Origin of the sequence: Martinezella lusitana, assembly GCF_900094565.1 — a bacterium.
In the GTDB taxonomy this organism is placed as follows: domain Bacteria; phylum Pseudomonadota; class Alphaproteobacteria; order Rhizobiales; family Rhizobiaceae; genus Rhizobium; species Rhizobium lusitanum.
Window position 1 is genome coordinate 256479 of sequence record NZ_FMAF01000001.1, and the last position, 15438, is coordinate 271916.

A 15438-nucleotide genomic window follows, 5' to 3' on the forward strand; every position below is an offset into this window, starting at 1 on the left:
ATGGCGCTTCGGATTGGCGATCTGGCCCACCCTGGGATACGGATCAGAACCGAAGCGCCATCGCCACGCGTCTGGCCGGATCGGCGCCGTGCGCGACCTCATTCTCCAGGATCCGCGTCAACTCAGCCGGCCTTTCTTCATTGCCCAATATTCGAAATCCCAGCGAGGCATAGAAAGGCGCGTTGAAGGCGGCATGCCGGTCCGTCGTCAAAGTGACGCCTGCAGCACCCTGCGTTTTCGCCGCCGCTATGACAGCTTCCATCAGACGCCTTCCGGCGCCCTTCTTCTGCCAGTGCCTGACGACATCGATTTCGGCAATGTGAACGGAACCGTCCTTGAGGATGCCGGCAAGGAAGCCGAACGGCTGGTCGCCGTCATCGACGGCGACGAGCAGCAGCTGCTCCGCCTGTGACTGCCTGAGCACTTCGATTGACAGCGATGTCGGCTCGCAGGCCACGGCACCGGCCTCATGCAACGCCCAGAACGCATCGATCTCGATATCAGCAAGCAAATGCTGCTCTTCCGGCCGAGCCAGACGGATCGCCCAGGCGCCTTGCCCGACCTCTGTCATTGCATCTCACATATTCGGATAGACAGGCCCTTCGCCACCCTGTGGAGGTACCCAGTTGATGTTCTGGTTGGGATCCTTGATGTCGCAGGTCTTGCAGTGGACGCAGTTCTGGGCGTTGATGACATAGGTCTCCTTGCCATCCTTCTCCACCCATTCATAGACGCCTGCCGGACAGTAGCGGGTCGAGGGGCCGGCAAAAATGTCGTGCTCCGACGATATCTGCAACGCCATGTCCTTGACCTTGAGATGCACCGGCTGGTCTTCCTCGTGGTTGGTGTTCGACAGGAACACCGAGGACAGCCGATCGAAGGTCAGGACGCCATCCGGCTTCGGATAGTTAATCTTCTCGTGCTTGGACGCGGGCTCGAGAGATTGGGCATCCGTCTTGCCGTGCTTCAGCGTGCCGAAGAATGAGAAGCCGAACAGCTGGTTCGTCCACATGTCCAGACCGCCAAGGCCGACACCGACCAGCGTGCCGAACTTCGACCACAGCGGCTTGACATTGCGCACCCGCTTCAGGTCCTTGCCGATATCCGTCTGGCGCCATTCGGTCTCGATCTCGATCACTTCGTCATTGGCGCGGCCCGCGGCGACCGCCGCGGCGATCTTGTCGGCTGCCAGCATGCCCGACAGCACCGCATTGTGGCTGCCCTTGATGCGCGGCACATTGACGAAACCGGCCGAACAGCCGATCAGCGCGCCGCCCGGAAAGGTCAGCTTCGGCACCGACTGATAACCACCCTCGGTGATGGCGCGTGCACCGTAAGAGATGCGCTTGCCGCCCTCGAAGGTGCCGCGGATCGCCGGATGCGTCTTGAAGCGCTGGAATTCCTCGAAGGGATAGAGATAGGGGTTCTTGTAGTTCAGGTGCACGACGAAGCCGACGGCGACCAGATTGTCTTCCAGATGATAAAGGAATGAGCCTCCACCGGTCTTGAAGCCGAGCGGCCAGCCGAAGGAGTGCTGCACCAGACCCCTTTTGTGGTTCTCCGGCTTGACCTGCCAGAGTTCCTTGATGCCGATGCCGAATTTCTGCGGCTCGCGATCTTTCGAGAGGTCGAATTTGGCAATGAGCTGCTTGGCGAGCGAGCCGCGCACGCCCTCGCCGATCAGCACATATTTGCCGAGCAGTTCCATGCCGCGCGTATAGTTCGGGCCGGGCTCGCCGTTCTTCTCGATCCCCATGTCGCCGGTGGCCACACCGATGACGGCGCCTTTGTCATTATAGAGCACTTCGGTTGCGGCAAAGCCGGGATAGATCTCGACGCCGAGGCCTTCCGCCTTCTCGGCCAGCCAGCGACAGACATTGCCGAGCGAGACGATGTAGTTGCCGTGATTGTTCATGAGCGGCGGCATTATGAAGTTCGGCAGCCGGATGGAGCCGGCTGGGCCCAAGAACAGGAAGTGATCCGCTGTCACTTCGGTCTTGAATGGATGGCCCTCCTCCTCGCGCCAGCCAGGCAGCAGGCGATCGATGCCGATCGGATCGACGACGGCACCCGACAGGATGTGCGCGCCGACCTCGGCGCCCTTCTCGAGCACGACGACGGTCAGGTCCGGATTGACCTGTTTCAGCCGGATCGCCGCAGAAAGCCCCGCAGGACCCGCCCCGACAATCACGACGTCGAATTCCATGCTCTCGCGTTCAGGCAGCTCGCTCGCGTCAGTCATATACTCTCTCCGATTGGCCGGGCGCCCGATGGCATGGGAGCGCGGCCTTGTCCCCTTTGGGCGTCTTCCCCATTTCGGTTATCTCTTGTCAAAATGGGAAGGGATTGTCGAGCCGGGAAGCGACAGGCAATCCTCCAATTCGTCCAACTAGCAATCAAGTTAAATTACCTTTACGTTAACGTCAACTTTCGATCTCTTTTACCTGGCCGCTGTCACGCTGTGGCTTTCAAAATCGGCTGATGCCGCTCTATAAGTTCCACTTGAGAACTTCGAGATAGCAGAAGGGTGATCAAGATGGATCTTCGTATCGACGGGAAACGCGCGCTGGTGCTCGCCTCTTCCAAGGGGCTGGGGCATGGCATCGCCGTTGCGCTGGCACGCGAGGGAGTAAACGTCCTGCTTTGCGGCCGCAACGGCGAGAGGCTTGACAATAATTGCAAGGCCATCAACGCCGAGGGGAAAGGCCGGGCCGACTGGATCTGGGCCGATCTCAACGACGAGAATTTCATCGAGATCATCGGCAAGGCCGTTACCGAGAAACTCGGCGGCATTGATATTCTCGTCAACAATACCGGCGGCCCGACGCCGGGAACGACTGAGGATATGACCGCCGAGCGATTGGAGACCTATTTCATCTCCATGGTGGCGCGGATCATCACCCTGACCAATGCATTGTTGCCTGGCATGAAGGCGCAAGGATGGGGACGCATCCTCACCGTCGCCTCCTCCGGCGTCATCGAGCCGATCCCCAATCTGGCGCTCTCCAATACGCTGCGCCCGGCGCTCGCCGGCTGGAGCAAGACCTTGGCGAGCGAAGTGGCGGCACAAGGGATCACGGTGAACATGCTCCTTCCGGGCAGCATCGCCACTGATCGACTGGCCGAGCTCGACGCCGCAACGGCCAGGCGCGGCGGCAAGAGCCTCGAAGAGGTCAGCACCGAGCGTCAGCACCGCATTCCCGCCGGCCGCTATGGCCGCGTCGAGGAATTCGCGGCAACGGCCGCTTTTCTCTGCAGCGAACCCGCAAGCTACGTGACCGGGACGATGGTTCGCTGCGATGGAGGCGCTGCGCGATCCCTCTAGAGCGGTTGCGCGCTTCACGGAATCGCCTAACCGCTCTGGCTTATTGTTTTTGAGCAATTCCGGACGGAAAACCGCTACGCACTTTTCCTGGAATTGCTCTAAAGTCGTCATCGGCAAATCGAAAACAGGCCTTTGTAAATGGGGCCTGACAACACAATTCCGTGAGCGAAGACGGGGCCGCCATGACGCCTGTGGCCTGTCTTTACGCGATAAGCGCTGTAAAAGCGTATGCAGCCCTCCATTTATTACATGGCGGCAATCAAAAAATAATCATCTGACTATTTGCTGCGCCGCACAATGCAGAGCAAGTCGAAAGCTTTCCAAGCTTTAATTTTTCGTCATGTCGAACTGTGGTAAATTGCACTGGATGAGCGTTCATAAATTCAGGTTATAGGGACAGAATTACCGAACGTTAGCGGTAACGGCGATGTGATGGATTGCGGCGAAGCCCGTCTTTGTTGTGCGACGCAATAAATACACCTCGATGTCATCGCGCTTTCTGCAACTCGCTTCGACCGGTTCTTCAATATGAAAAAATTTTGGCTTCCCCTCGGCCTTCTAGTCGTCGCTGCCCTTGCAGTCTGGGGCTATCGTGACCGTATTCCTTTTCTTTCGGCATTTGTTGATCAGGCCTCCGCAGAAACCAAGGACGGCAGCAAAACGGCGACAGGTAGCCACAAGCGCGCGGCACTGTCTTCGGTCGTCAAGACCGTTGCGGTAACAAAAACACTCCTTCCAAATGACGTCACCGCTACCGGCTCGGCCGTTGCGCAGAATGCGACGACGATTGCCGCGCAGGAATCCGGCATCATCACATCGATCGAAGCCAAGGACGGCGTGATGGTCAAGGCTGGCGATCTGATCGCAAAGCTCGACGCACGGACTGCACAAGCCGCCGTCGACAAGGATCAAGCGACCATAGCCAAGGATCAGGCAACGCTTGTGGCGGCAGAATCAGCCCTCACCCGAGCCAAGAGCCTGCTTGCCAACGCCGGGACGCAGCAGACGGTCGATCAGGCAGTTGCGGCACGCGATACCGCCGTCGCCGACGTCAACGCTGACAAGGCTCAGCTTGCATCCGACCAGGTGCTGCTGGAAAACACACAAATCCGAGCCCCGTATGATGGGCGTCTTGGCAATGTCGTCCCGAGCCCAGGTGCTTATGTCACTCCCGGTACGGCGATCGTGTCCATCACCCAATACGATCCGATCTACGTACAATTCCATCTGCAGGAAAATCATCTGCGGGAATTGGAGGAAGCTTTGAAGGCTGGCACCGTGCCGGTCAGCACTGTTCCGCGTTCGGATAAGGGCAAGTCCCGCCAGGGCGAAATCAGCTTCTTCGATAATTCGGTCGATGCCGCTTCCGGCACCATCCTTGCCAAGGCAAAGTTCGCCAATGCCAATGGTGCTATCTGGCCTGGCCGATCGGTCAACATCATCGTCCACCTTACCGACACTCAGCCTGTGATCGTCGCTCCGACGGTTGCCATCAGCCCAGGCGCTGACGGTTTCTTCGCCTTTGTCGTCAAAGACGGCAAGGTTCATATGACGCCGGTCACCGTACAGCGCGAGAACGGGGGCTTTACCGCTGTCGCCAAAGGTCTTTCGGAAGGAGATCATATCGTCGTCGAGGGACAGGTACAGCTGACCGATGGTCAGACCGTCGTCGAACAGTTCAACGACGGAAAGACACAGAACCTTGCCGCAGCCGATGATCAGTCGGGCCGGAAGAGCGAAACGATTACGGTTGGAGCACAGCAATGATCCCCAATTTCTGTATCCAACGGCCGGTGGCGACCACGCTTCTGGCGCTGGGTGTAGTCATGGCCGGTTTGGCCGGCTATCAGCTCGTGCCGGTCGCGGCTTTGCCCCAGGTCGACTTTCCGACGATCAACGTCTCGGCACAGTTGACCGGCGCCTCGCCGCAGACCATGGCGACATCGGTTTCCACTCCGCTGATCAAGCAGTTCGAAACCATCCCAGGCATCAGTGAAATCTCGGCCACGAACTCGCTCGGCAATACGAGCATCGTACTTCAGTTCGATCTCAATCGCAGTATCGATGCCGCCGCCGCCGACGTTCAGGCGGCAATTTCGAATGCAACGCGCCAGCTGCCCAATAACCTGACGACCCCGCCGGGCTACCGCAAGACCAATCCGGCCGACGCGCCGGTCATGCTTCTTGCCGTGCAGAGCGATACAATGCCGCGCAGCAAGCTCGACGAAATTGCCGAAGACATCATCTCCCCTTCGCTGTCGACGCTCCCGGGCGTTGCCGAAGTGACCGTTTTCGGCGCGCAGACTTACGCCGTGCGTGTCGAGGTCGATCCGAGCAAGCTGCAGGACCGCGGCATCGGCATCGACACCGTCAACACCGCGCTCGTCAACGCCAACAACCAGGTTCCGGTCGGCACTCTGCAGAACAACGCACAGAGCATGACCATCAACGCCAACACGCAGCTTACCGATGCTCAGCAGTTCAAGTCGCTGGTCATTGCCAATCCCAATGGCGCGGCGATCCACCTCAGCGATGTCGCCGACGTCCAGGACAGTGTGCAAAATACCAATACCGGCTCATGGTATGATGGCAAACGGGCCATCATTCTTGCGATCCAGCGTCAGCCGGATGCCAACACCGTCGACGTCGTCGATGCAATCAACGCAAAACTGCCGCAGCTTCATGCGGAAATTCCCGGTTCGGTCACGACGAGCGTCATGAACGACTCGGCGCAACCGATCCGTGACGCCATCTCCGACGTGAAGTTCACGCTGTTGCTGACGATCGGCCTTGTCGTTCTGGTCATCTATCTCTTCACCGGCCATGTGACGGCAACGATCATTCCCGGCCTTGCCGTGCCGCTGTCGCTGATTTCGACCTTTGGCATGATGTATGTGTTGGGCTACAGCGTCGACAACATCTCACTACTAGGATTGACACTCGCGGTCGGCCTCGTGGTGGATGACGCAATCGTCATGCTGGAAAACATATTGCGACATGTCGAGGAAGGCATGCCGGTATTGCAGGCGGCGATCAAGGGTTCGGCGGAAGTCAGCTACACGATCATCTCGATGTCGATATCGCTGATCGCCGTATTCATCCCGATTCTTCTGATGGGTGGCGTCGTTGGACGCATCTTCAACGAATTCGGCATGGTGGTCGCCATCGCCATCGTCTCTTCGGCGATCGTTTCGCTGACAGTTACACCGATGCTCAGCTCCCGCCTCTCCAGCGGCCATGGCCAGCCACCGCTGCCAGTTCGTCTCTTCAACAAGGGCTTCGACTGGACGCAGCGCGGCTACGACAGAGGCGTATCCTGGTGTCTGCGCCATCGCGCGACCGTGCTTGTGTGCTTCTTTGGTTCCATCGGCTTTTCCGCCTATCTGTTCATGGTGCTGCCGGCGAGTTTCTTCCCCACGGAAGACATCGGCCGCCTGCAGATCTCCACCCAGGCTCGACAGGATATATCCTATTCGGCCATGCGCGACCTGCAAAACCAGGCCGCAGCCCTCGTCAAAAAGAACCCCGCCGTCGACCACGTGATGTCGATCGTCGGCGGCAGTGCGCGCCAGCCGCTGAACAACGGTACGATGTATGTCCAGCTGAAGCCGAAGGATCAGCGCGAGCCGCTGGACCAGACGCTGCGTGAAATACGCACCACCATCGGCACGATCGCCGGTATCAAGGCCTACATCACACCGCAACAAAGCCTGCGCTTCGGCGGCCGCCAGACCGCCAGCCAATACCAGCTGGTGATTCAGGCGTTGAGCGCCGACAAGACCGACCTCTGGTCCAACAAGATCGCAGACCAGATGCGGCGCGATCCGCGCTTCACCGATGTCGCCTCGGATGAGCAGAACAATGCGCTGCAGGCCAATATCGTCGTCGACACCGAAAAGGCGGCCAACTACGGCATCAACAACAATGTGCTGCGCACCACGCTGGAGGAAGCGTTCGGCAATTATAACGCCGCGCAGATCCAGACCACCGGCGACAGCTATGACGTTATCGTCGAATTCGACACCAGCAAACCCTGGGACGACCAGAAGCTGCAGGAAATCCGGGTCGCCTCCGCAAGCGGCGCCCTGGTTCCGCTGTCGAACTTCGCCCATGTCGAGCGCACCACCGGCCCGGTCACCATCAACCAGACCGGCCAGCTCGTGTCGACCACCGTGTCCTTCAACCTGCCTGCGGGCGAAGCCCTCGGTGACGCCACGGCACAGATCGATCAGATCAAGAAGGATCTCAACATGCCGGCGGACGTCTTCACGTCCTATGGCGGCACCGCCCAGATCTTCCAGCAGTCGCAGGGCAGCACGCCTTATCTGATCCTTGCCGCCGTGCTGACGATCTACGTGGTCCTCGGCGTGCTTTACGAGAGCTTTATCCATCCGCTGACCATTCTGTCCGGCCTGCCGGCCGCCGCCCTCGGCGCGCTGCTTTCCCTCAAGCTCTTCGGTTTCGACCTGTCGATCATCGCCCTCATCGGCTTACTGATGCTGATCGGTATCGTCAAGAAGAACGCGATCATGATGATCGACGTGGCGCTGGAAACGCTGCGATCGGGCAGTGGCGTATCTGCGGCGGAGGCGATCCATGAAGCCTGCGTTCGCCGTTTCCGGCCGATCATGATGACGACCTTCTGCGCCTTGCTTGGTGCCCTGCCGATTGCCGTCGGCGGGGGCGCGAGCTCGGAGCTGCGTCAGCCGCTCGGTGTCGCGGTCGTTGGCGGTCTGGTCGTCTCGCAGATCCTGACGCTGTTCATCACGCCGGTGATCTTCCTTGAGATGAACCGCCTGAGCGACTTTCTGGCTCGCCTCGGCAAACGCAAGGACACGGACCAGCATCCGAAAGACAGACCGACGGCTATCGCCGCCGAATGAGATCAACGGGCGCCGAGAGGCGCCTGCTTCGCTTGCCATGCCCGGAATTGCCGATGGCATCGCGCAAGGCGGGAATGTCACCGGCCGCGTCTTTGGACAGGCCAAATAAAACCCATCGCCAAGTCTTGCACTTGCTACCCAGCCATGTCATGACGCGCCCTCTTTGCGATAGTGGCGCGTCTCGCGCCTCACAGGGGCTTTGTCCCAATCCTGAAAATTTTGACGGAAAGGAGTGCGGGCATGGCTCGGGCGCTTGGTTTCGACTTCGGCACGACGAATACGGTTCTGGCGATGGCCGATGGGCCCGACACCCGATCGGTCGCCTTCAACAGCGCAACAGGCACATCCGACAGCATGCGCACGGCGCTCTCCTTCATGAAGGACCCGGCGCTGGGCGCTGCGGCACTGAAGGTCGAGGCCGGACATGCGGCGATCCGGCAGTTCATCGACAATCCCGGTGACTGTCGCTTTCTGCAGTCGATCAAGACTTTTGCGGCAAGCGCGCTTTTCCAGGGCACGCTCATCTACGCCAAACGCCATCGTTTCGAAGATCTGATGGAGATTTTCGTGCGGCGCCTGCGCGCCTATGCGGAAGATGGCTGGCCCACCGAAGTCTCACGGATCGTTACAGGCCGGCCGGTGCATTTTGCCGGCGCCAATCCCGACCCCGCACTCGCCACGGAACGCTACAACGCGGCCCTGTCCCGCATCGGCTTCCCGGAAATCCACTATGTCTATGAGCCGGTGGCGGCCGCCTTCTACTTCGCCCAGCATCTGAAGAAGGATGCGACCGTGTTGGTAGCCGACTTCGGCGGCGGCACGACGGACTATTCGCTCATCCGCTTCGAGACCCATGCCGGCAAGCTCACCGCCACCCCGATGGGCCATTCCGGCGTCGGCATTGCCGGCGATCATTTCGACTTCCGGATGATCGACAACATCGTCTCGCCGGCAATCGGCAAGGGCAGCTTCTTCAGGAGCTTCGACAAGCTGCTGGAAATGCCCACCTCCTATTACGCCAACTTCGGCCGCTGGAACCAGCTCTCCATCTTCAAGACCTCGCGCGAATATGCCGACCTGAAAACGCTGGTTCGCAGCAGCCTGGAGCCGGAAAAGCTGGAGACCTTCATCGAACTCGTCGAGCATGACGAAGGCTATCCGCTCTATCAGGCCGTGTCGGCAACGAAGATGGCCCTTTCGGCTGATGAAGAGGCGGAGTTCAACTTCCCACCCCTCGGCAAGGCCGGCCGCACGCGTGTCCGCCGGGCGGACTTCGAAAAGTGGATCGCAGACGACCTTGCCCGTATCGAAGGCGCGCTGGACGATGTGCTGACGACCACGAGGACATCGCCCGACGCGATCGACAAGGTATTCCTGACGGGCGGCACGTCCTTCGTGCCGGCTGTGCGGCGCATCTTCACGGAACGCTTCGGTCAGGAGCGCATCGAGACGGGCGGCGAGCTGCTCTCGATCGCCCATGGCCTTGCGCTGATCGGCGAGCGCGAGGACATCGCCCAGTGGACGGCGTGATAGAGCACGCTGCCCTGCTCTTTCGTTCCTGTGCCGCATTGGCTACAGTTCGTCCATGATCTCCGCCAGCGACCTAACACCGGCCGAACTTGCCGCTCTCCTGCATTTTCATGCGGATGCCGGGGTCGACTGGCTGCTGGAAGAGCAGCCGGTCGACCGATTTGCCGAATTCGAAGCCATGCGGGCCGCACGACTGGGGGCAAGGGCGGTGCCGCCGCGTGACGAAGCGCCGCCGCCTGCGGCGAAAGCGCAGCCGGATCGTCGTCAGAGCGCGAAGCCAGTTGCCGTACCGCCCCCCACCTCGCCGCGCAATGCGCCCGCGATCCCCGACGAACAGGTTATGGAGCAGGCCCGATTCGCGGCTGAAAGCGCGCGGTCGCTTGCCGAGCTGAAGACTGCAATCGAGGCCTTCAACGGCTGCAATCTGAAAAACAGCGCCCGCTCGACGATCTTTGCAAGCGGCACGGCCGAAAGCCGGATCATGGTGATCGGCCCGATGCCGAGTGCCGACGACGATCGGGAAGGCGTGCCCTTTGCCGGCCGCGCCGGATTGTTGCTGGACAAGATGCTGGCCGCCATCGGCCTTCGGCGCGACGATATCCTGCTTACCAACGTCATTCCGTGGCGGCCGCCGGGCAACCGCACTCCCTCGGCACCGGAAATCGAGATATGCCGTCCGTTCATAGAGCGGCAGATAGCGCTCACGGAACCGAAGGCATTGCTGCTGCTCGGCAATTTCACCGCGCGTCATTTCTTCGACAGCGGCGAGACCATCCACGGACTGCGCGGACAATGGCGGGAAATCAGCATTCTCGGCCGAACGATCCCGGCAATCGCCAGCCTTCATCCGCAGGAATTGCTCACCGCGCCGATCAATAAGCGGCTGGCATGGAATGATCTGCTCGCTTTCAAGAATCGTCTCGACGCCGAAATATTAGGCTGATTTTCGCCACAGTTAACAAAAAATGACACTAGCCATGCATTTGTAGCATGGCAGTCTTTCGCGGCTGTGCATTGCGAAATGTATGTTGCACTGCAATATATAGCTGTGTCTTGGGAGGAATCTCAAAAGGAACCAAGGCCATGAGTTCACGTTTTCGTCCTATTCACTGCGGGTTTGACACCCTGCGTCGCGCTCTCGAGCCCGTGCGCGCTACAAACGGACATCGCAATCTCGGCGTCGCTGCCAACGAGCAAATGACAGCCCGAGGCACCGGAATCTCGGCTCGCGTCAGCCGTCCGACCGCCATCTTCGCCGATTTCCGCGCCTGCTGAACAAGCGCGACCGCGGGTTGCGGCATAGCCTCGCCTTTGATTTTCAGGAATTACAGCATGTCTTCGGGTTTGCGTTCGCTCATCACCCTCTTTGATTCGGTCGGCCATATCGGCTCCGCGGTGCGCGCTGCCGAGGAATTCGAGCGCGCTCGCAATCTTGGCAGGGACGAATGCAAAGACTCAAGCCCCGCATGGGCAGCAGTGGCCAGCATTCCTCTATGAGGCCTCATGGGCGGGATCAATGATCCGGCCCGTCGTTTAAGAAGATCTCATGAAGCACCGCCGGGTATCGACGCCCGGCTGCGTATCGACGCCGTTATTGTTTCGGATCGGGGTGCCCTGCGGCAGACTGCGCCCAGGCGAAAGCCTCGTCTATCGCCGCAAGCTTCACAGCCTGCCATCCGCAATACTGATCCAGAAAATCGCGCGATATCCACATACGCGTCTTCTTGGGTTCATCATACCAGCCTATGTCGCCACGATCGGCGGATTTGCGCAAAAGGCGTTGCAGATGGGTCCGGGATATCATGAAGTGAGCCGCCAGTGCGCGCGCGTCGACGCGCCCGATATCGATGTGGCTGTCCATCTCCGCGCTCAGATCCATTTTCGCCATGATGTGGTCGACGACAAGACCACCGGCCTCGGTCCATAAAAACAAGCCAACGCCTTCCGGCGGCTCGCGCCAGACTTCCGCCTCCAGGCAGTGACGCGCCATGCGCGGTTGTGCCAGATCCATCAGCGCCGGAGAGGTGGCAAGTGCGACCGCACGCACGCCATCGTCGAGCAGATCGAGCGCCGCCAGATTGGACAGATACCAGCCAAACATCGCCGTGTGACTGATCTCGGTCGGCACATAGCGCCGGGGGCGTCGAACATGGCCGGGGGCCGGCACGAGGAAGCGATAGGTGAGCAGTTCCTCGATAAAGCTCAGCACCGTGTTGCGGCTGGCAACCCGATGACGCGTGATAAGATCGCGAAGGCTGACGACGGTCAGACCGGAGCCTGGTACCGCCGGATCGTATTCGAAATGAAGCGCATAGGCCGTCTGTGTCAAAAGCCAGCGCTGATGCGAGGCAAGCATTCGCGCAATCCGCGGGCCATGATCGTAGCGGTTCCGCAACGATTCCGCGAGGAAGCGCAACGATGATATGAATTTGGGATGGCGAGCAAGTTGCTCAATGGAAAAGCTCAATCGGGCCTCCTTGGGGTGCCCTTCTCAACTGCCGATAATACAGGATGTTTTATTTTTGTGAACGAGTTCACCGGAATCGATCATAATTCCGAAAGCCTATAGCATGCTATAGTTGTGTAGACGCACTCATACCGTAAGAGATTAAACAAATAATTTACTTTAAATAACTCTTCTCTGTTTGCGCACGCTGTTTTCGATGACAGCAAGGCAATGACGACCCGTCTGATCGATGTGACCGCAATCGCTGCAAAGGCAGGCAAAAACAGCCGGAGTATGATTACGCAGCGGCCGGATACACATCCAAGAGTGGCATTCAACCTGAAACGGAAGCTGCCCGTCGATCGAATACTTGCTGTGCCATAACAAAACATAACGATGTAATGATATGACTTTAACTTTGGTTCAGATTTCGATGTAATGATGCGGCGACTTCCAGTCCGAGGTAAGGCTTCGGATTGCGCCCGCCATAGCATAAGCCTTGATCAGGATGGACCATGCGAACAGACACCGGCCAGATTGTCTATCTGGCAGAATATCGTCCCACCGACTTCGTTCTGGAACGCGTCGATCTTACTTTCGATCTGCATCCGACCGAGACCAAAGTCGAAGCGCGGCTGATCTTTCACCGGCGGGAAGGCACCGACCCGAAAGCCCCGCTCGTGCTCGACGGCGATGAGCTGGTTCTTTCCGGGTTGCTGCTCGATCAGGACGAAGTTCCGGCCGGACAATATGAAGCTTCGCCGGACAGCCTGACCATTCGCGACCTGCCGGAAAGCACGCCCTTCGAGCTCACCATCACGACGGTGATCAATCCGGAGGCCAATACACAGTTGATGGGCCTCTATCGCACCGGCGGCGTCTATTGCACGCAGTGCGAGGCCGAAGGGTTCCGCCGCATCACCTATTTCCCCGACCGACCGGATGTTCTCGCTCCCTATACGGTCAATATCATCGCCGACAAGCAAGCAAACCCGCTGCTGCTGTCGAACGGCAATTTCCTCGGCGGCGCCGGCTACGGCGAAGGCAAGCACTTCGCCGCCTGGTTCGATCCGCATCCGAAGCCGAGCTATTTGTTTGCGCTCGTGGCGGGCGATCTTGGCGTCGTTGAGGATACGTTCACGACCATGTCCGGCCGCGAGGTGGCGCTGAAGATCTATGTCGAGCATGGCAAAGAGCCGCGTGCGGCTTACGCGATGGATGCGCTGAAGCGCTCCATGACATGGGATGAGGAGCGGTTCGGACGCGAATATGACCTCGACATCTTCATGATCGTCGCCGTTTCGGACTTCAACATGGGGGCGATGGAAAACAAGGGCCTCAATGTCTTCAACGACAAATACGTGCTGGCCGATCCGGAAACCGCTACCGATGCCGACTACGCCAATATCGAAGCGATCATCGCGCATGAATATTTCCACAACTGGACGGGCAACCGCATTACCTGCCGCGATTGGTTCCAGCTCTGTCTCAAGGAAGGCCTGACCGTCTATCGCGATCACGAATTCTCCGCCGACCAGCGCTCGCGGCCGGTCAAGCGCATCGCCGAGGTCCGTCATCTGAAGTCGGAGCAGTTTCCGGAGGACAGCGGCCCCCTCGCCCATCCGGTGCGTCCGACGACATACCGCGAAATCAACAATTTCTACACGACGACGGTCTACGAGAAGGGCAGCGAAGTCACGCGCATGATCGCGACTCTGCTCGGCCGCGACCTGTTCAAGAAGGGCATGGATCTCTACTTCGATCGGCACGACGGACAGGCTGTGACGATCGAGGATTTCGTTAGATGTTTCGAGGATGTCAGCGACCGCGACCTCACGCAGTTTTCGCTTTGGTATCACCAGGCCGGCACACCTCTCGTGACCGCCTCCGGCGACTATGATGCCGCCGCCAAGACCTTCACGCTGTCGCTCGAACAAATGCAGCCAAACACGCCGGGCCAGACGACCAAAAAGCCCCTGCATATTCCGCTGCGTCTGGCGCTGATTGCCGAAAACGGCGCTGTGATCGCCCCGACGTCTGTGGCCGGGGCGGAACTGACCGACGACGTCCTGCACCTCACGGAAAAGGCGCAGACGGTGGTCTTCCACGGCATCCCCTCGCGGCCGGTTCTGTCGCTCAACCGCAGCTTCTCGACGCCGATCAACCTGCAGTTCAACCAAAGCGCCCGGGATCTGGCGCTGATCGCTCGTTACGAAACCGATCACTTCGCCCGCTGGCAGGCGCTGATCGATCTTGGGCTGCCTAACCTCCTGCAGGCGGCTCGCGATGCACGTCAAGGCATTGCCGTCACCTGCGATTCCGCCTTCGTCGACGCGTTGCTGGCGGCAGCGGGCGATGACAGCCTGGAGCCGGCCTTCCGGGCACAGGCGCTTGCCCTGCCGAGCGAAGCCGACATTGCCCGCGAACTCGGCGGCAACAACGATCCCGATGCCATCCACACGGCTCGCCAGGCGATCCTCAAGCGGGTCGCCGAAACCGGCAAGGACATCTTTGCTGCGCTTTACGACAGCATGCAGACGCCAGGATCATTCAGCCCGGACGCGGCAAGCGCCGGGCGCCGGGCGCTGCGCAATGCGGCTCTGACCTATCTGTCGCAACTGGATGGTACGCCCGCCCGTGCAAAGGCCGCCTATGACGCGGCAAACAACATGACCGATCTCAGCGCCGCACTGACCATTCTCGCGCATCGCTTTCCCGAGACGGCGGAAACCGCCGCTGCCCTCGAGCATTTCCGCGAGCGCTTCTCCGAAAATGCTCTGGTCATCGACAAATGGTTCGCCATCCAGGCCGGGATTCCCGGCGCAGGCGCGCTGGAGCGCATCCAGCGGCTCATGGAAACGCCGCTGTTCAAGCGCACCAATCCAAACCGCGTGCGCGCCGTGCTCGGCACCTTCGTTTTCGCCAACCCGACCGGCTTCGGCCGGGCCGACGGCGCAGGCTACGGCTTCCTCGCCGACGAGATCCTCGACATCGATCAACGCAACCCGCAGCTTGCCGCCCGTATTTTGACTTCGATGCGCTCCTGGCGCCTGCTGGAACCGGTGCGCGCCGACCATGCCCGCTCGGCTCTGGTGCGGATCGAACGGGCCGGCGGTCTTTCGAGCGACGTGCGGGATATCGTGGAGCGCATCCTGAAGGAATGATCCCGGTCTTGGCGGCCATCGATCGAGACGGCTGACTTGCGGCATCTTTTTCAGCTTCAACGAGTCCCGAATGCACGCAACTTACCGGTG

At 59.8% G+C, this 15438-nt stretch carries 10 protein-coding genes; 7 read left to right on the forward strand and 3 right to left on the reverse strand.

The features are described 5' to 3' along the window. Positions 1–43: 43 nt before the first annotated feature. Positions 44–571 carry a GNAT family N-acetyltransferase gene (locus GA0061101_RS01195; RefSeq protein WP_092572852.1) on the reverse strand — a complete coding sequence of 176 codons (528 nt, stop codon included), beginning with the start codon at positions 569–571 and terminating at the stop codon, positions 44–46. Between the two features lie 6 nt (positions 572–577). Then, positions 578–2242 (reverse strand): electron transfer flavoprotein-ubiquinone oxidoreductase, encoded by a 1665-nt coding sequence (locus tag GA0061101_RS01200; RefSeq protein ID WP_092572853.1) that lies wholly within the window; start codon positions 2240–2242, stop codon positions 578–580. A gap of 294 nt (positions 2243–2536) precedes the next feature. Between GA0061101_RS01200 and GA0061101_RS01205 the strand changes: the two genes are divergently transcribed. The 6 genes from GA0061101_RS01205 (at position 2537) to GA0061101_RS01230 (ending at position 11013) form a co-directional block, all read left to right on the forward strand. Next, the gene (locus tag GA0061101_RS01205; protein WP_047638902.1) at positions 2537–3325 is read left to right on the forward strand and encodes an SDR family oxidoreductase; all 789 of its coding nucleotides are present in this window, start codon (positions 2537–2539) and stop codon (positions 3323–3325) included. A gap of 528 nt (positions 3326–3853) precedes the next feature. After that, entirely contained in the window at positions 3854–5092 is a 1239-nt protein-coding gene (locus tag GA0061101_RS01210) for an efflux RND transporter periplasmic adaptor subunit (protein ID WP_092572854.1), read from the forward strand. Beyond that, complete coding sequence (locus GA0061101_RS01215) at positions 5089–8208, forward strand: efflux RND transporter permease subunit (RefSeq protein WP_037193775.1); 3120 nt, start codon at positions 5089–5091, stop codon at positions 8206–8208. Before GA0061101_RS01210 ends, GA0061101_RS01215 begins: the two co-directional genes overlap by 4 nt. 240 nt (positions 8209–8448) lie before the next feature. After that, entirely contained in the window at positions 8449–9738 is a 1290-nt protein-coding gene (locus tag GA0061101_RS01220; RefSeq protein WP_037193774.1) for an Hsp70 family protein, read from the forward strand. Positions 9739–9793: 55 nt separating this feature from the next. Then, positions 9794–10681: a uracil-DNA glycosylase gene (locus GA0061101_RS01225; protein ID WP_092572855.1), complete on the forward strand. Its 888-nt coding sequence runs from the start codon at positions 9794–9796 to the stop codon at positions 10679–10681. A 140-nt stretch (positions 10682–10821) separates the two neighbouring features. Then, positions 10822–11013, forward strand: coding sequence for a hypothetical protein (locus GA0061101_RS01230; RefSeq protein ID WP_037193769.1), 192 nt, complete (start codon positions 10822–10824; stop codon positions 11011–11013). Positions 11014–11329: 316 nt separating this feature from the next. On the opposite strand, the gene GA0061101_RS01235 is transcribed toward GA0061101_RS01230, so the two are convergent. Then, positions 11330–12205, reverse strand: coding sequence for a hypothetical protein (locus GA0061101_RS01235; protein WP_092572856.1), 876 nt, complete (start codon positions 12203–12205; stop codon positions 11330–11332). Positions 12206–12699: 494 nt separating this feature from the next. On the opposite strand from GA0061101_RS01235, the gene pepN reads away from it, so the two are divergent. After that, positions 12700–15348, forward strand: coding sequence for an aminopeptidase N (pepN, locus tag GA0061101_RS01240; protein WP_092572857.1), 2649 nt, complete (start codon positions 12700–12702; stop codon positions 15346–15348). The last annotated feature ends 90 nt before the right edge of the window (positions 15349–15438 follow it).